This is a genomic window from Dankookia rubra, from assembly GCF_004355005.1.
GTDB classification, from domain to species: domain Bacteria; phylum Pseudomonadota; class Alphaproteobacteria; order Acetobacterales; family Acetobacteraceae; genus Paracraurococcus; species Paracraurococcus ruber_A.
Window position 1 is genome coordinate 1 of record NZ_SMSJ01000099.1, and the last position, 17,617, is coordinate 17,617.

A 17,617-nucleotide genomic window follows, 5' to 3' on the forward strand; every position below is an offset into this window, starting at 1 on the left:
AAACATCGCAAATGCCGAATTTGCAGAGTTTTATGCAATAAATTCTTCGGATCGGCCACCCGTTTGGCGTTGGCCCGCGTTGGACCGACCCGGTGCATGATCCGGGCTAGGAGGCACCCGGCGCCGAGAGAGGACGCGACAAGCAAGGACTCCAAAGCCACACCTCCATGATAAGGCAGCGCGCGCTAGAGTATACGCGGACGGGTGGACGGACCGGCAGCGTGACTCAGCTCTAAAAGCAGAGGACTACAGCGTGCCGTGGTCCAGACTGCGCGATGCGCGCTGTAAGCCTGGACCCGCTGGGCACCATAGCAGCGCTCGATGCTTCTCCGGGAAACGGACGACCGCTTGCGACTAGACCTCGCCGACGAGTGTGAGCCCAGGCGGGCTCTTTTTACCTTTGCTGACGAGGTGGAGCAGACATGCGAACGCCAAACCTTCTACAGTTGCTTTCCGCCCGGAGCCACTATCGAGCCGCGCTCGACCCAATGCAGACAGATGAAAGCGTCTGGCAAAGTTGACCCGCCGCGCCGGTTGCCTCAGTTTATTTTCCAGGCGCCATGATGAATGAGGCCGCCGGCAAGGGGAGAGTAAGGATGAAGCGCGGCAACTTCCTGCGGTTCACCACAGGCGGCCTTGTCACGACGGCTCTTACCGCGCCCGCCCTGGCCCAGACACCACCACAGGTGAGTTGGCGGCTGCAGTCAAGCTACCCGCGCTCGCTGGAGACGCTTTACGGCGCTTGCGATTTTTTCTCTCGCGCCATCACCGATGCCAGCGACGGGCGGTTCCGCGTGCAGGTCTTTGCGGCGGGGGAGATCATCCCGCCCTTGCAGATCGTCGACGGCGTGCAGCAGGGCACGGTCGAGATGGGGCATACCGGCTCCTACTTCTACATGGGAAAGGATCCAGCTTTCGCCTTCGGCACCGGCATTCCGTTCGGCTTGAACTCCCGCCAGGCGAACGCATGGTTCTATCAGGGCGGCGGTATCGACCTGCTGAACGAGTTCTTCGCCACGTTCAATATGTTTCATTTGCCTGCCGGCAACACCGGCACGCAGATGGGGGGGTGGTTCCGCAAGGAAGTGCGAAGCGTCGCTGATCTCCAAGGGCTCAAGATGCGTATCGGCGGGCTTGCTGGCACCGCCCTGCAGCGCCTTGGCCTGGTGCCGCAGCAGCTTGCCGCCGGCGACACTTATACCGCGCTGGAGCGCGGCACGCTGGATGCGGTGGAATGGGTCGGCCCGGCGGATGACGAGAAGCTCGGCTTCGCTCGCATCGCGCCGTACTATTATTACCCGTCTTTTTGGGAAGGTAACTCGGCGCTGAGCTTCTTCATCAACCTGGACAAATGGCGTGCCTTGCCGGAGCGGTGGCAGAACGTGGTCAAGACCGCCGCGATGGCGGCGGCCACCGACATGCAGGCCAAGTACGATGTGCTCAATCCGCCGGCGCTGCGCCGGCTGGTGGCGGGTGGAACCCAGTTGCGCAGCTTCCCGCCCGACGTCCTGCAGGCGAGCTACAAGGCGGCGCGCGACCTCTACGCCGAACTCTCTGACAAGCATCAGAACTTCAAACGGCTGCACGACCACCTGATTGCCTTCAGGGGCCAAAGCCTACCCTGGTGGCAGATTTCCGATTTCAGCTACGATGCGCTGATGATCCAGGCCTCCCGGCAGAACTGGTAGCCGCCATGCGTCTGTGCAGCTTCGCTGTCGCCACGCCCCTCGGGCCGCTGCGCCGCATCGGGCTAGCAACGCCACAGGGTATGCTCGATGCCACAGCGGCGCGCGCCGCCTTCCTGGAGCGACGCCTGCCGGCCACGGCCGCGCAGCGGATCGCGGCAGCGGAAGTACCGCCTGACATGCTGGCGTTCCTCGGCACCGGGCCGTTGGCCATGGAATGGCTGGCGGAGGCGGCTGAGGCGGTGCTCGGTGCTGGGACCACTGCCACCGCCGACGGTCAGACGCTGCTGCATGAACCCGATGCGATCACCCTGCTGGCGCCCGTGCCGCGGCCGCCCGGTATCGCCTGCTTTGTCACCTGGAAGGCGCATATCGAGGAAGCCGCAGCCAAGGGCTTCGCCCTGAAGTGGCCGGAGCCGGGAAGCGAGATCCGCCCATACTACAAGGCCAATCCTGACGCCGTGGCTGGCCCAGGCACGCCGTTGCAGTTGCCGGGCTACGCCGCCGCGCTTGACGTTGAATGCGAGATGGCGGCGATAGTCGGCCTCGGCGGCAAGGACCTGACACCGGAGGAGGCCGCATCCGCCATTGCCGGCTATTGCATCTTCAACGATGTCAGCGTCCGCGACATCCAGAAGCGCGAGATGGCGTTCGGCCTGGGGCCCACCAAAGGTAAGGACCAGGACGCTGGTAACATCCTCGGCCCCTGGCTGGTCACCGCCGACGAGGTCGGTAACCCGCGCGGCCTGCGCATGTCGCTACACGTGAACAACGAGGAGTGGTCGACCTACAATACGGCCAAGATGGAGTGGAGCTTCGCGGAATTGCTCGCCTACCTGTCACGGGGTCAGACGGTACTGCCGGGCCAGGTGGTCACATCCGGGTCGTACCCGGGCGGTTCGGCCATGGATCTGGGACGCTCCCTGAAGCCGGGCGACCTCGTCGAGTTGCGCATCGATCGGCTCGGGAGCTTGCTGAACCAGATCGCGCCTGCCTGATCCGGCACCAAACTCATATAATCTGCGCAGCTGGAATACGGTTTGTAGCCGACGTCCCCTCTCCGCTTGGAACCGAAAGCGCTTGGGTCGTAACTGTCAGGTCAGGCGCTGGCGACGCGTGGTGGCGAGCCGGTGCGGCGTAGGCCAGTGAGGCGGGCGTGCTGGGTGTCCAGCCCATTGCGCGACAGGTTGAAGACGGCTTCCTTGCCCAAGGTGGTCCGCTCAATGAGGCCGGCGGCCAGCATGAGGTTGAGCACCCGGGTGAGATTCGCTTGGCCGAGCGAGAGCTGCGCGCCGATAGCGCTGCGGTTGGCTTGGCCGCCCTTGCTGGCCAGGAAGTCCAGCACCTCGGCCACGTGCTGCCGGCGGGTGATATCCTGGGCGGCGAGGGTTTCGCTGACGGCGACGGATTCGCTGAGCAACTCGTGCAGGGCGGTGAGGCGCTCGCCAAGGGCGGGCTGACCCTGCTGGGCCATGAGGGTGGCAGCGGCGCAGAGGAGGTCGTCCCACTCTCGCAACTCGGGATCGCGTCGCCGCTGGTCCAGCGCCTTCCAGGCGAAGGCGCGGAGCGCGAGGTAGGCATCCTGGAGCAGCTCCTCCGAGGGCTGACCGAGGACGGCCAGCAGGGTCTCGCGCGCCTGCGCGGGGGATGCTTCCGCGCGGGCAATGGAGTTCAAGCCAGCTGCCTGCGGTGCCATCACGCCCCTCCATCCGATCTGGACATTTTACAACGTTTCAGTACGCTGTCCAGCGCGCAGGCATACGCTCACGACTGGCGGCGCCGGTCGCGTCGCCGTCCGGGATGAAGGGCGTCGATCAGGCCACCCGTGAAGCCACGTGGACCGCCCAGGTGCTCGCCTGCGGCACCGGCATGGCTTTCCGGCGGGAGAGCAGGACGTGGCCCAGGATCTCCTCGCCAGCCTGCGCCGGGTCGGCCGTTGTCACGGGCAGCTGCTGGACGACGAAGACGATCGTCCCGGTGCGCAGCCGAAGGTCCTCGGAATTGGCGAGGTGCCCGGCGAGGGTCGAGGCGCGCCCCATGGAGGGGACGAGGATCAGATCGACCGGCAGTTCGGCGAAGGGCGAGGCGACCGCACGGTCGCAGAAGTCCTTGCAGATGGCGAGGCCGACCACGAGGTCGCCGGTGACGAGGACCGGCAGCTCGTTGCCGCGGACAATGGCTTCCTCGCCCCAGGTCTCGTCATGGAAGGCGGCGAACTTGGCATAGGAGCACAGCACCTCGCCGGTACGGCCGAGGACGCGGGCCAGGTTGCTCCAGCCGCCTTTCTCCCGCGGCTCGTGCCAGGACCCCGCGACGACCAAGCGGAGCGGCCGGTCCGGGCCGTGCCGCAGCGCCTCGAAGGCCAGGTGGCGGGCGAGTACCTGCCGGGCCTCGGGCGGCATGGTCAGCTCGGGCCAGACGGCGGCGAAGCAGCCATCGGCGAAGGCGGCCGCCGCCTGCCGCGCGATGGTCGCCTCCATCTCGGCCGCGGTGAATGCCTCGGCCAGGAAGCCCGGCCCATGCGGGCCGTTCTCGACCGCCCGCAGCTGCAGCGCGGGCTGGCGGAACAGCGCAGCGCCGAGGGCCAGGCGCCCGCCCGGCAGGGGGCTGGTCGGCAGGTGGACGGGCCTGACCCGGAGGCCGCCGACCTCCATCGGCAGCACGGTGTGGTGCCGCAGGCCACGGCGGCTGTAGGGCTCGCCGCGCTTCGGCACGGAGCCGTCCAGGCGCCAGGGGCTGCGCGGGACCACATAGGCCCGGTGCTCCGGCACCGCCCACTGCCGCGGATCCAGCCGCGGCCCGAGGCCCGTATCCGACAGCCCCTGGGCCAGGGCCTGGTCGAGTGCGCGGACCTGCAAGATGGCGGCCATGAGCCAGTTCGCCGGATCGTCGCCCTCCTCCGGCGCCCAGCCAAACCGCTCCTCCCAGAGCGCGTCGATGCGCGGCTCCACGCGGGCGGCCAGGGCCTCCTCCGGGCAGTGCCGGAACGCGTCCAGCAGGGGCAGCGGGGCGGCGCAGACCAGCGCGTGTAGTTCGGCCAGCAACAAGCGCTCGATGCCGGGCCGCAGTCCATGCCCGGCCCGCACCTCTGGCTGCGCCTGCGCATGCCGGCCGGCGATGGCGCGGGCGCGCGCGAGCCAGTCATCGCGGTTCATGCCAGCGGCCCCATGTCAGTGCGGTGAGCAGTGTGCCCATCGCGACCCCTGGACACCACCACAATCTGTTCTAGTTATGTTCATGGTCGCTGGAACGACGGCGGAGGGCGTGATGGACCTGGTCGAGGTCAGGCCGACGGCCTGGATGGACCGCTGGACGGTGCTGGACTGCGGCGGCCCGCTTGCCCTGTTCGGCTTCGCACCCGGGTTGCGGCGGCGCAGCGGCCTATCCTGAGTGTGGAGTGCGCCCCTGGTCCGGCTCGATCGGCGGCTTGGCCGGGCGATGACCGAGGACGGCATCGTCTATGGCCTCGGCCGCCGGTTCCGGCTCGACGATCTCACCGACGAGGAGGGATGGGCCGCGCTCCGGCTCGTGACTGAGCGGCGGTTCGGCGGCAGCGCAATGCCGCACGACGACCTTGCCGCGGCGAAGTGGCTGGCCGCGCAGGCCATGGCCCGTTGGTTGGACGTCGCGCCGCCGCCGCGGGATGACCAGGGCCTCGTGGAGCGGTTCCTCGACGCCTATGGCGACCTCTATCTGCTCCGCCGGAGGAACCGGCAGCCTGCCTGACTATCGGCGAAGCCGAAATCGGAACTCGTCGCTCGGATCGCCCTCCGGTGCTGCGGGCCGCCAGGGCCGCGATCCCGCGGCTTAATGAAGCAGCTCGTCAGGTACCCGTCTCCCGCAATGCTCGTTTCACGGCGACTTCCAGGCTGGCATAAGACACCGCGCCGCTGAGCAGCATGGCATTCCCTCGCCGCTGCCATCGTGCAAGGGGGTCGCAGGCACTCCGGTGTTGCCAATCTCCTGTGCGGCTGCTCAGCGTGCACCAAGGCGTCCACAACGCCAAAACCCGCTCGGGGCTACTCGCGTGATCTGTCGGCTCTATGCCGCTGGACACTGGTGCTCGGACGTTCAAAGCTCCCCTCAGGGAACACGGAAGCGCTGCCATGCCTCTCACCACAGGGCCGATCGGTGGTTCTGCCGCCTGGGTCGGCGAGGACATGGCGACCCAATTGGACTGGATCGTCGCCTTCACTCCCGCCGAACTGACCGAGATCGACGCCGCGATTGAGGCACATCACCGCGCCGGTCGAGCCATGGGCGAGATCACACCGGAGACCTTTCGGCTACCCACACTTGCACGACGACTTTCCAAGGTCCTCGATGACCTGCTGGAGGGCCGCGGCTTCGTGCTGATGCGGGGCTTCGACGTGTCGGCGCGGTCGGTCGAGGATGCCGCCATCGCCTATCTCGGCATCGGCTCGCATCTCGGCGGGTTCCGCTCGCAGAATGCGCGCGGGCACCTGCTGGGCCATGTGAATGACCTGGGCTTCGATATCCGTAACCCGAAGGTCCGCTACTACCAGACCAACAAGGAACTGGAATTCCACACCGACAGCTGTGACGTTGTCGGCCTGCTCTGCCTGAAGACGGCCAGGGCGGGGGGCGGCTCCCGCATCGTCTCCTCCGTCGCGCTGCACGACCGGATGCTGGCCGAGACGCCCGACCTGTGCCGGGCCCTGTACAACCCGATGCCGACCGACCGGCGCGGCGAAGTGCCGCCCGGCATGCTGCCCTGGTTCGAGATCCCGGTCTTCAACTGGCATGCGGGCCGGCTGAGCACGATCTATTCGGGCCAGTACATCCGCTCGGCGCAGGTGAACTTCCCGGAGGCACGGCGGCTCTCCGCCATCGAGCACGCGGCGCTCGACCGGCTCGACGCGCTGGCCTCCGAGCTCTCGCTCCAGATGGATTTCCAGCCCGGCGACATGCAGTTCATCCACAACCACCAGATCCTTCACAGCCGCACCGACTTCGAGGACTGGCCCGAGCCGGAGAAGCGGCGGCACCTGCTGCGGCTCTGGCTGTCGCCGAAGCAGGCGCGCGACCTGCCGCCCGTCTTCGCCCAGCGCTACGGCGACATCACACCGGGCAATCGCGGCGGCATCGTCGTGCAGGACACCGTGCTGCGCTTCACGCTGGAGCCTGCATGACTTCCCGCCGCGCGGTCCTAGTCGCTGGCCTGGCGATCCCGGCGGCGGCACGGGCGCGAGCGCAAACCTGGGTGCCGCAACGGCCCATCCGCATGGTGGTGCCCTTCGCGCCCGGCGGCATCCTCGACCAGCTGGCGCGGCTGATCGCCGAACCCATGGGGCGGCGACTGGGACAGCCCTTGGTGGTGGAGAACCGGCCGGGCGCGGGCGGCAATGTGGGCACCCTGCTGGTGACGCGGGCGCGGGGCGACGCGCATACCGTGCTGGTCGGCAGCACCGGGCCGCTCGCCATCTCCCCCATCACGGAGCCTCAGCTGGGCTACGACCCGCTGACCGACCTCATCCCGATCACCCTGCTGAATGCGACGCCGCTGGTGCTGGTGGTCCGCGGTACCTCGCCGCACCGCGACGTGGCCGGGCTGGTGGCCGCCCTCAAGGCCGATGGGCGGGAGGTGCTGTACCCGACACCGGGTGTCGGATCGCCCCAATTGCTGGCGCAGGAGGCATTCCGCCAGGCGGCGGGCTTTCCGGCGGCGCCAGTCCACTACCCCGGTAGCGCGCCGGCGGTCCTGGCCGTCATCGCCGGCGAGTTTGCCTTCACCATCGAGAATCTGGTGCTGGTTGCGCCGCACCTGTCGGGCGGCGCGCTGCGGGCGCTGGGGGTGACGAGCCTCGCCAGGGCGCCTCTGCTGCCCGAGGTCACCTTGTTGCAGCGGTCGGCGGCTTGGGGCGCATCGGGTAGGATGAGGCCGGGGCGTGCTCCCCTCCACCCTCCAGGGACCGCCCTTTTGCCCTTCAAAGCGAACGCCGGTCGGCGCCACCATATTCCCAAGCAGAAGCACCGGGTGACCAACTGGGCCGAGTATGATGCTGGCCTACGCGCCCGCGGCAGCCTGACCGTCTGGTTCACGCCGGAGGCAATCAAGGCCTGGAAGGCCGAGCCACGTACTGGCCGAGGCGGGCAGCCCACCTATTCCGCGCTGGCGATCACGACCGCCTTGACGCTGCGGGCGGTGTTCCGCCTAGCGCTGCGCCAGACTGAGGGCTTGATCGGCTCCATTCTGCAGCTGCTCGGTCTCGACCTCGCGGTGCCGGACCACTCGACCCTGAGCCGTCGGGGCGAGACGCTGGAGGTGGCGCGACCGCGCTGCGGGTGCGCGCCGGTGCACCTGCTGGTGGACAGCACGGGTATGCAGCTACGCGGTCCCGGTGGGTGGCTGGAGGAGAAGCATAGCAGCAAGCGGCGCCGGGCCTGGCGAATGCTCCACCTCACCACGGACGCTGACACGGGCCAGATCGTCGCCTCGGTGCTGACCAACAGGGATGCCGATGACGGCTCGCAGGTCGGTCCCTTGCTCGACCGGGTCGATGGCGCGGTTGCGGCCTTTGTCGACGACGGTGCCTACGATCGGGACGATGTTTATGCTGCGGTCGCGGCGCGGCACCCCGGTGCCACTGTCGTCGTCCCGCCGCGCGCGAGTGCGGTGCCGAGCGACAGTGTCGAAACTGCGCCGACGCAGCGGGACGCGCACCTGCGATGTATTGCCGAGCGCGGCCGCATGGGCTGGCAGCGCGCGTCGGGCTACAACTGGCGCGCCCTGGTAGAGGCTGATATCTCCCGGTGGAAGCGCGTTATCGGCGACGGGTTGCGCTCGCAAACGGATGGGCGCCAAACGACGGACGTAGCCATCGCCACCAACGTGCTGAACCGAATGCTTGAGCTTGGGCGGCCGGAATACGTCCGCATCGCATGATCCCGATCGCGGGCAGGGACAAATGCGTCCAAGCCGCTGATTCGTGCAACAAGATGCTCCCACCCTGTGGGCGTCACCGTCCAGGGCTGGTCCGCGGCCCAGGCTTCCAGCCCGAGACCGCCGGCGCCATCGGCCTTCCGCAGCAAGTCTCGGGCCTCCACTTCCGTCACGGCATGGCCAGCAGCAGGGCCGCGGTGGCCAGCATGGACAGTGCTGTGACGCGTGCGGACCACGCGGTGGGGCCGGAGGTGGTGAGACTGAGAGAGGCCAGGGACAGCGCGCCCAGTGCCATGGTCAGGCCCCACCAGTGCCCCGCTGTCATGGCTGGCGCCGGCCTTGGAAGGTCCGCACCAGCCGGGCCACCCATCCCTGTTCTGCAGCTTCCCGGAGCCCGGCCAACTCCCCTTCCGCTCGGGCGGTCCGCTCCCGGGCTGCTGTGGCCACCTCTCCCGCCTGGGCCGCTGCTGTCTGTGCCGCGCTTGCCTCCGCCTCCGCCCGTTCCGCCCGGTCCTTCCACTGCCCTACCTGTTGGCGCAGTTCTGCTACCTGGGCCTCCGCCACCTCGCGCCGGTGGACCTCCGCCCGCAGTTCGTCCGTCCGGTCACCGGGCGATGGCCGCACCTCGCGCTTGGGTGGGTGCAACTCCGCTCCCTCTGGGACGCGGACCTGGACCTTGCCCCCGGCCTCGTTGGGCGGGCGCGCGTCCCAACCCAAGTGTCGTGCGCGCTTCCGGATGGCTTCAGCGGAAAGGCCGAATAGGGCGCCGGCTTCCTCGTAATCCATCCAGCGATCCGCCACGCCGTCCCTGCCTTCCGTCCGGCGGACATGCGGTGACCGGACGGCCGCCACATGATGACCGGAAAGCCACCGGCCGGACCCTTGGGTGGTTACCACCCGGTGGCCGGGAGCATGGCACTGGGCGCCTGTTTTTGTCCTATTTTGCTCACGCGTTTGCTTGTTATAGCGAGACGACACGGATAGGTTGTCTGGACACAAGCGGACAAGCCAACATGCCGGTGTACGGGTACTGCCGGGTGAGCACGGCGGCACAGGCCGCGGAAGGCGAGAGCCTGGAGGTCCAGCGCCGGCACCTGGAGGGCTGGGCCCTTATGCAGGGCCAGCCGCTGGACGCGGTGTTCGTGGAACGGGGTGTGTCCGGTAGCGTACCCCTGCAGGACCGCCCGGAAGGTGGCCGGTTATGGGCACGGCTAGGGCGCGGGGACACCCTGGTGGCCAGCAAGCTGGACCGGCTGTTCCGCTCCGCCCTGGACGCGCTCCAGGCGGTGGAGGACCTAAAGGGGCGCGGTGTGTCCCTGGTCCTGCTGGACCTGGGCGGGGACATTTCCACGAACGGCCTGTCCAAGCTGTTCCTGACCATTGCGGCCGCCTTTGCGGAGGCGGAGCGGGACCGCATCCGGGAGCGCGTGACCCAGACCAAGCGGGACCAGCGTCTGCGGGGCCGCTACCTGGGCGGCAAGCTGCCTTATGGCTTCCGGGTGGGCCGGGACGGGGCCCTAGAGCCCATCCTAGACCAGCAGGTGGTCATCCGCCGGGCCGTAGAAATGCGGGCGGGTGGCGCCCCGCTCCGGACCGTCCAGGCCGCCCTGGAAGCGGAGCACGGGGCGCGGCTGTCCCTGGACGTTATCCAACGGGTGGCCCGGGAAGCTGCCCAGCCTGCGGAGGCCGCAGCATGAGCGTCACCAGCAAGTCTGTGGCGGACCTGACCCTGGAGCGGGTGAATCGCCTGACCCAGGCGGTGGCGGACATGATGGACGCCCATGCGGCCCAGGGCCGGCAGTTGTTGGCGGCGCTGGACCGGGTGGAGCGCCGCCTGGGGGCGGTGGAGGGCGAGGTGCGCGCGCTGGCCCAGGAACACGCCCTGCTGGGCAACCGGGTAGAGGAAGCAGTTTCCCGCGCCCTGCGCGCCCACATCCGGCTGGATGACCTGGAGGACCAGAGCCGCCCCGGGGAAGGGCTCGGCCAATGACCGATCCCATGGGACAGCCCGAGACGACCCTGGAGATGGCCCGACGCCATGTGGCGGAGGGCGAAACGCGGTGCGCCAGGCACGCCGAAATCGTCCGGAAGTTGATTGCCGGCAATCACCTTGCAGAGGCCAAGGCGGCGAAGGAAGTGCTGGAGGCGCTGCAACGTGTCCTGACCACCTCGCGCGATCACCTGCGGGCTGAGGAAGCGCGGGCCAGCGGCAGTGGGGGGCACGGCATGACTGCATCGCCCCGGGACCAACTTGTGGCCACGGACCGCCTGCGACGGGCGGTCCTGGCCTTCCGGGCCGCGCAAATTCTGGTCCTGACACAGCAGCGGCAGGGTAAGGCTTTGTCGCAGGCGGACCTGGATACGGTTCAGGACAGCGCGGCGGAAGCAGTGACGGCTTTCCAGGCCTTTTCCGCGGCCGGATTAATCGCCAGTGCCGGTGACCAACGCCTATTGGCCCTGGTTCAGAAGTATCTGGTGGACGGTGCGACATGAACACGGCCGGGGATCACGCCCGCCGGGGACGACGCCTAGAGGCGGCAAGGCGCGCGTATCGGGAGAGGTTCGGCGCGGATGCGCCGGTGATGCCCGCCAATCTGCACAACCCACGCCTCCCCGACTTGCTGATGGATGCAGTGGAGGCTGGGGAGCCACTGACTACTGAAGCTGTGGCGAAGGGGCTGGGCCCTGACAACGGGCGCTGGAGCAGGCCATGACCACGGACCCCCGTGCCACCTATGACCCAGAGTCGGATGCCATCGGCATCTACTTCCGCCCTGATGGCGCGAAGCCCGGGGACAGCGCCGAGGTCGCTCCTGGACTGACCCTGGACTACGACGCGCACAACCGGGTGGTGGGCGTGGAAATCCTAGGCGTGCGGGACCTGCTGGCCACCGGCCGCACACCGCCGCCGGACGGGTCACACCTTGCGCCATATGCCGGTAGACCGGACGAACTCCGCGCAGCGTTGGAAGCCTACGTGGTCGCCTTCAACGGAGAGCACGCGCCCTTCCTTCGCGACGTAGAAGACGCCGAGGAAGTGGCAGTGGCCACGGCAATGCTGCGCCACGCGGTGACGAAAAAGCGGCCACTGGGCTGGTGGCAGATCATGGCCGCGCTGGGCCACCCGTCGCCGTCCGCATGACCACAGCCGCAAACCACGCCCGTCGCGAACGACGCCTGGAGACGGCAAGGCGCGCGTATCGGGAGAGGTTCGGAGAGGATGCACTGGGGGTGTCCTCTTACCAGGACAATCCACGCTGCCTGGATTTGCTGTTGGAGGCGGTGGAGGCCGGGAAGCGGCTGACCGCTGAAGCCTTGGCGAAGGGGCTCAGCCCACGTTACGGACGCTGGAGCGGGCCATGACCCAAGGCAAGCCGCGCGCCCGGGTGGGTGCCACCTATGACCAGGAAGCGGACGTCATCGCGGTCCGTTTTGCACCGGCCGATGCGCAGTACATCGACTCAGTCGAAATCGCGCCCGGTCTGACGGTGGACCACGACCAGTTTGGCCGCATCGTCGCAGTAGAAATCCTAGGTGTGGCCAAGCTGCTGGACAGGGGGCGCACCACTCCGGCCGGCGGGTCCTACCCAGCGCCATACGAGTCTGCGTTTGATGACGCGGTGCAGCGGTACAGCCGCACCTTTGTGGACCAAGGGGTGCCCTATTGCGCCAAGCTGGGGACAGTGGACCTGCCGGTGGCGGTTGCGGTGCTGAACCGGGCGGTAGCCCTAGGCCAGCCGCTGGGATGGTGGGGCATCATGCGTGCCTTGGGCTACTCGCTGCCGCCCAAGGGGGTAAACCTATGACAACGTGCCGCCCACACGCGCTTTCACCGCAGGAAGCGGAGGTCGCAGCATGACCGACTCGGCAGGACAACCTGAAACACCGCTGGAGATGGCGCAGCGCCATGTAGCGGAGAGCGAAGCCCGATGCGCCCGACAGACCGAAATCCTGCGGGAGATGATCACCGACAATCATCCGCACGCGGCGGAGGTGGCGCAACGCCTGTTGGTGACACTGGAGGACACCCTGGACACCATGCGCGAACGCCTGCGGATGGAGGAAGCGCGCACCGCCGGCGGTGCCGCATGAGAACCCGGGAACAGATGGCAGATACCGTGGCACGCGCATGGGCTTCGCGCGCTGCATCGGTGGAAACCCGCATCGAAGCTGTGGCCATCCGTGCGCGAGCTATGGCGGCGCGGTTGAGGGCCCAGGACGAACAAGTTCGGTCTAAAGCGTTGCGCCTTAAGTTTCCTATGACCGCGCGCGCGCCTCGCATGCTCACACTGCAGGAAGCGGAGGACGCCTATCTGGTCCGCTTCGGCAAGGGCGCCCCAGTCTGGACCTTCTTGGGCCATGCGGACCTGTTGGACGTGCTGCTGGAGGCGGTAGAGCACGGGCAGCCCTGGACAACAAAGACCCTGGGCGAGCGCTTGAACATGTCCCCGTCCGGCGCCCTTATCGGTCCATCGCCAAAGGGGAACCCGGGATGACCCTGGCCCGAGGCGACGCCATGGACCGCTACTGGACGCGGTTCCGGACAACCCCGCCCATGTCCATCCTGGTGGGCGAGGATGGGGATTTGGTCCTAATCGTGGCCATGGACGCGGCGGTAGCGCGCGGGCGGCCAATGTCCCAGGCGGAGGTCCTGGCCATCGCCGGCATGAAGGACCCTGGGCCCGACCCGGACCCGCGTAATCCGCGGTGCATGTGACCCGACCTGACCCCAGGCGCGCATTCGTCCGGAAAGGGCGAAAACCGGGCCAAAAGCCGGATTTCCGGGGCCGATTCGCAGTCCAGGGCGCGGCGTTGCAGTTTTGGACACGAGGACACAGTACAACCGGCTTACACCGGAGCGGTGTATAGTCCGGATACTGAGTATCCGCCGCTTCGATTCTGAAAAGGCTGCACGAAAAAACCTGCTATCCCAATGCGGACTGAGTGCCTAAACATAGATTGGCCCGGCGGGTGGTTGCACACCTGCTGGGCCGACTAATGGCTTGGATTGTGAGCAACGCGGCGACAGGCGACGCGAAGGGGAGGTGGCCCTGCAAGGCCACCTCCCCGGCTGGAAAATGAGGGGCTAGAACCCTGGGCGGTGGGTCGGTCAGCGCTGGACGGTCCTGCATAGCGTGGACGTCAAAACCATCTTCGTCGTTATGACGGTCGGTTGCGTGCCGCCCGCGATCGCCGCTCCACCATGCCCTGTACTACGCCGGTGACGACATACGGAAAGTAGGGCAACAAGAAGCTGTAGGATGGCATTGGGTGCGTACCCTGGCGCCGCCGCGGGTCGATGCTGCAACCTGCGCTGCTTGGGATCCGTAGCAAGCACCGCATCGACCGGCTTTGCCGGAACAGGTACCGCTTGTTTGCTTCCCTTGAGGTTGGCCCAGGCCCGGGTGAACTCAGCTCCGGCCAGGAAAATCAGCGCTGAGTAGTACATCTATACCAGCACTATGATGATCGCGCTCGCACCACCGAAGCCAGCCGCGATATCGCTCTTTCCGATGTAGACCGCAATCAGAGTCTTGCCGATGGTGAAGAGAATGGCGATCGTGAAAACCCCGATGAAGACGTCGCGCCAAGCGAGCTTGCGATCCGGCAGCACCTTATAGATCGCCGCGAATAGCAGTGTCAGAATCCCGATTGTCACTGCAGATCGTCATCATCGAGAAGATGGACCGGGACAACCACCCGGAGGCGGCGGCCACAGTCAGGATGCTAATCATGACGTTGCGAAACATTCTCGGCCTAATGCGAGAGCACCTCTGCCTCGAGCGGCAGGCGCATCCCTAGGCCCCTAAGTCGCCCCCGCCGGCCACGCGGGAAAGCGAGCGGCGGTGCCCCGAGACGCGGGCCGGGAAGCCCGACGAGGCAGGGTGGATGCGGGAAACGCAGTCGGGTGATTAATTATAAGAATATAATTCTAGTTTGCCCCCTCTCGGAAAGGATGCCGCTGACCTCTCTGTACCGCACCCGGTGTCCTGGACAACTGGTTGGACTACGCGGCGCGCCTGAGGGTCTCCTCTAGCCAATCGGCACGCATGTCGGCAGGGCTGCGATGGCTGTTCTTCTCGATCAGCCATTCGGCATTGTAGCAGGCGACGAAGGCGCGGACGGCGGCACGTACGTCGTCGATGGTCTGGAAGATGCAGCCGTGGATGGCCTGCTCTTTCAAGGTGCGGAACAGCCGCTCGATGCAGCCGTTGGTTTCCGGCTCGGCCACGAAGGCGTAGCTCGGCGACACGCCCCAGAAGCGCATCTGGCGCTGGAAGTCGTCGGCCATGAAGTTGCTGCCGTGATCGTGGCGGAGCGCCAGGCTACGGGCGACGTCGCGGCTGAGATGGCCGAACTGCTGGCGCACCGCCATGCCGAGCGCCTGGATCGCCTCGTGGCGGGTGCCGCGCCTGGAGACGTGCCAGCCCAGCATCTCGGCATTCCAGTGCTCCACGACGCCGAACAGCCAGACCTTGCCGTCCTGGACGGTGGTGACCTGGGTGGCGTCGATCGCCCACATGACGTTTGGCGCGTCGGTGGTGATCCGGCGGTCGTGCTGCGCCTCCGGCCGGGTCCGGGCCCGGTGCGGTGAGAGCAGGTGGTGCTCGCGCATCAGCCGCAGGACCCGCTTGCGGGCGACCCGGATGCCGTCCTGCGTGCGCAGCCGTGCCCAGACCTTGCGATGACCCTCGCCGGTCCAGGGGGAGCGCGCCAGGTCGGCGCGGATCGCGGCCAGCAATGCCGCGTCGGCGATGGCGGGCTGCGGCCCGCGGCGGAGGGCTGGGCCGGGTTCCGGCGTGGCAGCTGCCGCGGTCTGGGCTGCGTAGTAGCTGGAGCGCGGCACCCGCCAGGCCCGGCAGACCCGGGCCACGCCATAGCGGCGCTTGGTTGTGGGCGAGAGGCTCGCCGCCATCACCGTGACCGCCTCCGACCCAAAGGGCCGGGACGCTCGATCCGCGAGCGCAGCAACTCGTTCTCCATGCTGAGCTCGCCGACGCGGCGGAGCGCCGCGGCGAGTTGGCCGTCCTCGGCGGCGTTCGCTTCACGCTCCTTCAGGGCGCTGTCCAGCGCGGCCTCGGCCTTCTGCCGCCATTGCTCGAGCTTGAAGACCGGCAGCCCCAGTTCGCGCGACAGCAGCTCGACGCTGTCGCCCGCCAGGAGCCGCAGCACGACGGCACGCTTGCGCCCGGCGCTCCAGCGCTGGCCGGGGCCGAGTGGCTCAACGGTGGGTGCACCAAGCGCAACCGAGGCTGCATGACCTGTGGACAGCGTGAACGGGCTGCGCCCGCCCTCGCTGACCACAGGCCCATCACCCGTTTTTCGATCTTCGATCTCGTTCATGCCGCTCATCATCGTTCCGGTTTCACCTGGGACAAAGTGCTGTCCAGAGAAACCGGGTGCAGCTCAGCCGCTGACCTCTCGACCTCGAAATGTAAAGCGAGGAGAGGCACGATCACCACGAGCGGTATCTCACAGACTGACCGCACTTCCCGTGCGAGCCTACCGGCGCGACCGCTGGGTCAGAGCAGGGTGATTGCCGCCGGTGTCCACTCGGCACGGGTCTCGAAATTGATCCGATGCTGACACGCAGCGCAGGTGACAGTTTCTGATAACTCCCAACGTGCCCCCGGCTCCGGCGCGACGCCGCAAAGCGCCCTGCCTAATTGGCTTGGCATTAGAGTGGCGGCATGGCCGATCGCCCCGCTCTCACGACGCCACGGGTGAAAGTGTCTGTCGCGGTTCCAATTCATGCGTGGCGCACGCCAAGCATGATGGGGAGGAACTCGTCGGTCCTCGCTGACAGGCCACCTTCGGCTCGGTCGTGCGCGATCAGCAGCCAGCGGGCGAGGCCTTGGTTGATGTGGTGGCGCCTGTTGCAGGCCGCCGTGCACACCATCTGCTTATGCTGAAACAGGTCAGAGCGGAGCAGGAGATTGCGAAAAGTGGGAGTGCGGTCGAGTTCTGTGCGAGACGCCATTACATCCACGCGAAGGGCGGTGCCCGAATTGTGCACCATGGCTTCGCAGTCGTCGCTATCATCCCCAAGCAAGGCCGGCAGCCCGACAATGCCTTCGTTGCCGACAACCCCGACCTCGATGACACCGCCTTTCTCTAAATAGGCCAGCATGGACACATAGCCGGTCTCGGGAAAGTAGACGGCCGTGATCGGCTCGCCCGGTGCAGAGAGGACCGTACGCAATGGCAGTGGGACAGCTTTCAGCTTGGGCCAGATCCGGGCGAGGTCTTCAGGCGACAGAGCCGCGAGCAAGCGGTTACGAGAAATAAATGCGGCGTGGTCACCGAAGGGCATGATGGGTTCCTGGCTCAATGGGTGAGCCTGAGCAGGCGCATCGCCATTTGCCCGTTCGACGTCTGCCCAAGTCCGACCGCTGCCCCAGCGTCCGGGCAGCCGCCAAAAACCTGACCAGCATTCAGACCAAGAAGAACGGCGGTGCCCGCGGGCACCGCCGAGTTTAGGGAGGAAACAATCAAGGCAACCAAGCACCACTAACTGCTGTGATGTACAGCGTCGCCGAGCTAGCAGCGTTCATGTTTGAGCAGTCTTGTGCGGCGCACAAAAACGTAGTGGCATGTGTCATCTTCCTGACACTCTCAACGAGGTGTCGGCATGAATTGCCTAGTTGCTGCGTTCTTTGTCTTGCAGAAGGCTGGGGAGGAAACGTCCATTCAGCCCGCCCGGAGGTCGCCGTGGTCAGTCTCGACGGACGCAGCGACCAAAGGGGCGAGCACCCTGGCAATACGGACATTGCGCAGAGGCTGCCGAACGGCATGACCAGGAACCGGTAACCAAGGTGACGCGCGAGCTTTTTCTGCGGAGGCCAGTGCTGTTTATCGCTGACTACGCTGGCACCTGGCTGTCATCCGGTGTTGAGATGATCGGCAGGCCCTTTAACCCGCAAAATTCATGAGGCTGAGCGGGCGGCCTGACATCGTCCGGTTTGCTCGCTTTGTGGTTGTGCGACCGCGCGTCGTGGGTGCCGGGTTCGGGGCCGGCGGCAGGATG

General features: G+C 67.0%; 20 protein-coding genes and 1 pseudogene. 14 read left to right on the forward strand and 7 right to left on the reverse strand.

The window, feature by feature from the left end:
* The first annotated feature begins 596 nt into the window (after nt 1-596).
* Nucleotides 597-1,688: a TRAP transporter substrate-binding protein gene (locus E2C06_RS31010; protein ID WP_133292443.1), complete on the forward strand. Its 1,092-nt coding sequence runs from the start codon at nt 597-599 to the stop codon at nt 1,686-1,688.
* Between the two features lie 80 nt (nt 1,689-1,768).
* Nucleotides 1,769-2,683 (forward strand): fumarylacetoacetate hydrolase family protein, encoded by a 915-nt coding sequence (locus E2C06_RS31015; RefSeq protein ID WP_165982776.1) that lies wholly within the window; start codon nt 1,769-1,771, stop codon nt 2,681-2,683.
* Nucleotides 2,684-2,784: 101 nt separating this feature from the next.
* Here the strand turns inward: E2C06_RS31015 and E2C06_RS31020 are convergent, their stop codons facing one another.
* Nucleotides 2,785-3,381, reverse strand: coding sequence for a helix-turn-helix domain-containing protein (locus tag E2C06_RS31020; RefSeq protein ID WP_133292445.1), 597 nt, complete (start codon nt 3,379-3,381; stop codon nt 2,785-2,787).
* 118 nt (nt 3,382-3,499) lie between these two features.
* The gene (locus E2C06_RS31025) at nt 3,500-4,840 is read right to left on the reverse strand and encodes a carbon-nitrogen hydrolase family protein (protein ID WP_133292446.1); all 1,341 of its coding nucleotides are present in this window, start codon (nt 4,838-4,840) and stop codon (nt 3,500-3,502) included.
* Between the two features lie 112 nt (nt 4,841-4,952).
* On the opposite strand from E2C06_RS31025, the gene E2C06_RS40490 reads away from it, so the two are divergent.
* From E2C06_RS40490 to E2C06_RS39865, 5 genes and pseudogenes are all read left to right on the forward strand, one after another.
* Nucleotides 4,953-5,075 (forward strand): hypothetical protein, encoded by a 123-nt coding sequence (locus tag E2C06_RS40490; protein WP_277751904.1) that lies wholly within the window; start codon nt 4,953-4,955, stop codon nt 5,073-5,075.
* A gap of 48 nt (nt 5,076-5,123) precedes the next feature.
* On the forward strand, nt 5,124-5,411 hold the full coding sequence (locus E2C06_RS31030) for a hypothetical protein (RefSeq protein WP_133292447.1): 288 nt from the start codon (nt 5,124-5,126) through the stop codon (nt 5,409-5,411).
* A gap of 380 nt (nt 5,412-5,791) precedes the next feature.
* On the forward strand, nt 5,792-6,838 hold the full coding sequence (locus tag E2C06_RS31035; protein ID WP_133292448.1) for a TauD/TfdA family dioxygenase: 1,047 nt from the start codon (nt 5,792-5,794) through the stop codon (nt 6,836-6,838).
* A 92-nt stretch (nt 6,839-6,930) separates the two neighbouring features.
* Nucleotides 6,931-7,545, forward strand: a pseudogene (locus tag E2C06_RS39860) (Bug family tripartite tricarboxylate transporter substrate binding protein); the annotation flags it as partial.
* An 81-nt stretch (nt 7,546-7,626) separates the two neighbouring features.
* The gene (locus E2C06_RS39865; protein WP_241671551.1) at nt 7,627-8,592 is read left to right on the forward strand and encodes an IS5 family transposase; all 966 of its coding nucleotides are present in this window, start codon (nt 7,627-7,629) and stop codon (nt 8,590-8,592) included.
* Between the two features lie 166 nt (nt 8,593-8,758).
* Here the strand turns inward: E2C06_RS39865 and E2C06_RS38060 are convergent, their stop codons facing one another.
* Entirely contained in the window at nt 8,759-8,914 is a 156-nt protein-coding gene (locus tag E2C06_RS38060; protein WP_165982777.1) for a hypothetical protein, read from the reverse strand.
* A 688-nt stretch (nt 8,915-9,602) separates the two neighbouring features.
* On the opposite strand from E2C06_RS38060, the gene E2C06_RS31045 reads away from it, so the two are divergent.
* From E2C06_RS31045 to E2C06_RS31075, 7 genes are all read left to right on the forward strand, one after another.
* Nucleotides 9,603-10,286, forward strand: coding sequence for a recombinase family protein (locus tag E2C06_RS31045; RefSeq protein ID WP_133292450.1), 684 nt, complete (start codon nt 9,603-9,605; stop codon nt 10,284-10,286).
* The gene (locus tag E2C06_RS40495; protein ID WP_133292451.1) at nt 10,283-10,579 is read left to right on the forward strand and encodes a hypothetical protein; all 297 of its coding nucleotides are present in this window, start codon (nt 10,283-10,285) and stop codon (nt 10,577-10,579) included. Before E2C06_RS31045 ends, E2C06_RS40495 begins: the two co-directional genes overlap by 4 nt.
* The gene (locus tag E2C06_RS31055; RefSeq protein ID WP_133292452.1) at nt 10,576-11,082 is read left to right on the forward strand and encodes a hypothetical protein; all 507 of its coding nucleotides are present in this window, start codon (nt 10,576-10,578) and stop codon (nt 11,080-11,082) included. Before E2C06_RS40495 ends, E2C06_RS31055 begins: the two co-directional genes overlap by 4 nt.
* Nucleotides 11,083-11,299: 217 nt before the next feature.
* Entirely contained in the window at nt 11,300-11,731 is a 432-nt protein-coding gene (locus E2C06_RS31060; protein WP_133292453.1) for a DUF2283 domain-containing protein, read from the forward strand.
* Between the two features lie 217 nt (nt 11,732-11,948).
* Entirely contained in the window at nt 11,949-12,395 is a 447-nt protein-coding gene (locus tag E2C06_RS31065; protein ID WP_241671550.1) for a DUF2283 domain-containing protein, read from the forward strand.
* Between the two features lie 49 nt (nt 12,396-12,444).
* A complete protein-coding gene (locus E2C06_RS31070; protein ID WP_133292454.1) occupies nt 12,445-12,681 on the forward strand; it encodes a hypothetical protein in 237 nt (78 codons plus the stop codon).
* A 14-nt stretch (nt 12,682-12,695) separates the two neighbouring features.
* Entirely contained in the window at nt 12,696-13,085 is a 390-nt protein-coding gene (locus tag E2C06_RS31075) for a hypothetical protein (RefSeq protein WP_133292455.1), read from the forward strand.
* A 953-nt stretch (nt 13,086-14,038) separates the two neighbouring features.
* Here the strand turns inward: E2C06_RS31075 and E2C06_RS31080 are convergent.
* The 4 genes from E2C06_RS31080 to E2C06_RS31095 form a co-directional block, all read right to left on the reverse strand.
* Nucleotides 14,039-14,248, reverse strand: a complete 210-nt coding sequence (locus tag E2C06_RS31080; RefSeq protein WP_133292456.1) for a YhjD/YihY/BrkB family envelope integrity protein — start codon at nt 14,246-14,248, stop codon at nt 14,039-14,041.
* A 348-nt stretch (nt 14,249-14,596) separates the two neighbouring features.
* Entirely contained in the window at nt 14,597-15,505 is a 909-nt protein-coding gene (locus E2C06_RS31085; RefSeq protein WP_133292457.1) for an IS3 family transposase, read from the reverse strand.
* The gene (locus E2C06_RS31090) at nt 15,505-15,933 is read right to left on the reverse strand and encodes a transposase (protein WP_165982778.1); all 429 of its coding nucleotides are present in this window, start codon (nt 15,931-15,933) and stop codon (nt 15,505-15,507) included. The genes E2C06_RS31085 and E2C06_RS31090 overlap by 1 nt, the downstream gene beginning before the upstream one ends.
* 406 nt (nt 15,934-16,339) lie before the next feature.
* On the reverse strand, nt 16,340-16,903 hold the full coding sequence (locus E2C06_RS31095; RefSeq protein ID WP_133292459.1) for a Crp/Fnr family transcriptional regulator: 564 nt from the start codon (nt 16,901-16,903) through the stop codon (nt 16,340-16,342).
* Between the last annotated feature and the right edge of the window lie 714 nt (nt 16,904-17,617).

Bases quoted from the DNA above. Each gene is read 5' to 3' on its own strand.
- E2C06_RS31070 (WP_133292454.1), top strand. From the start codon at position 12,445: ATGACCGACTCGGCAGGACAACCTGAAACACCGCTGGAGATGGCGCAG.
- E2C06_RS31015 (WP_165982776.1), top strand. From the start codon at position 1,769: ATGCTCGATGCCACAGCGGCGCGCGCCGCCTTCCTGGAGCGACGCCTG.
- E2C06_RS31075 (WP_133292455.1), top strand. From the start codon at position 12,696: ATGGCAGATACCGTGGCACGCGCATGGGCTTCGCGCGCTGCATCGGTG.
- E2C06_RS31060 (WP_133292453.1), top strand. From the start codon at position 11,300: ATGACCACGGACCCCCGTGCCACCTATGACCCAGAGTCGGATGCCATC.
- E2C06_RS31030 (WP_133292447.1), top strand. From the start codon at position 5,124: ATGACCGAGGACGGCATCGTCTATGGCCTCGGCCGCCGGTTCCGGCTC.
- E2C06_RS31065 (WP_241671550.1), top strand. From the start codon at position 11,949: ATGACCCAAGGCAAGCCGCGCGCCCGGGTGGGTGCCACCTATGACCAG.
- E2C06_RS31045 (WP_133292450.1), top strand. From the start codon at position 9,603: ATGCCGGTGTACGGGTACTGCCGGGTGAGCACGGCGGCACAGGCCGCG.
- E2C06_RS31020 (WP_133292445.1), bottom strand. From the start codon at position 3,381: ATGGCACCGCAGGCAGCTGGCTTGAACTCCATTGCCCGCGCGGAAGCA.
- E2C06_RS31010 (WP_133292443.1), top strand. From the start codon at position 597: ATGAAGCGCGGCAACTTCCTGCGGTTCACCACAGGCGGCCTTGTCACG.
- E2C06_RS31090 (WP_165982778.1), bottom strand. From the start codon at position 15,933: ATGAACGAGATCGAAGATCGAAAAACGGGTGATGGGCCTGTGGTCAGC.
- E2C06_RS38060 (WP_165982777.1), bottom strand. From the start codon at position 8,914: ATGACAGCGGGGCACTGGTGGGGCCTGACCATGGCACTGGGCGCGCTG.
- E2C06_RS31055 (WP_133292452.1), top strand. From the start codon at position 10,576: ATGACCGATCCCATGGGACAGCCCGAGACGACCCTGGAGATGGCCCGA.
- E2C06_RS31085 (WP_133292457.1), bottom strand. From the start codon at position 15,505: ATGGCGGCGAGCCTCTCGCCCACAACCAAGCGCCGCTATGGCGTGGCC.
- E2C06_RS40490 (WP_277751904.1), top strand. From the start codon at position 4,953: ATGGACCTGGTCGAGGTCAGGCCGACGGCCTGGATGGACCGCTGGACG.
- E2C06_RS31035 (WP_133292448.1), top strand. From the start codon at position 5,792: ATGCCTCTCACCACAGGGCCGATCGGTGGTTCTGCCGCCTGGGTCGGC.
- E2C06_RS31025 (WP_133292446.1), bottom strand. From the start codon at position 4,840: ATGAACCGCGATGACTGGCTCGCGCGCGCCCGCGCCATCGCCGGCCGG.
- E2C06_RS31095 (WP_133292459.1), bottom strand. From the start codon at position 16,903: ATGCCCTTCGGTGACCACGCCGCATTTATTTCTCGTAACCGCTTGCTC.
- E2C06_RS40495 (WP_133292451.1), top strand. From the start codon at position 10,283: ATGAGCGTCACCAGCAAGTCTGTGGCGGACCTGACCCTGGAGCGGGTG.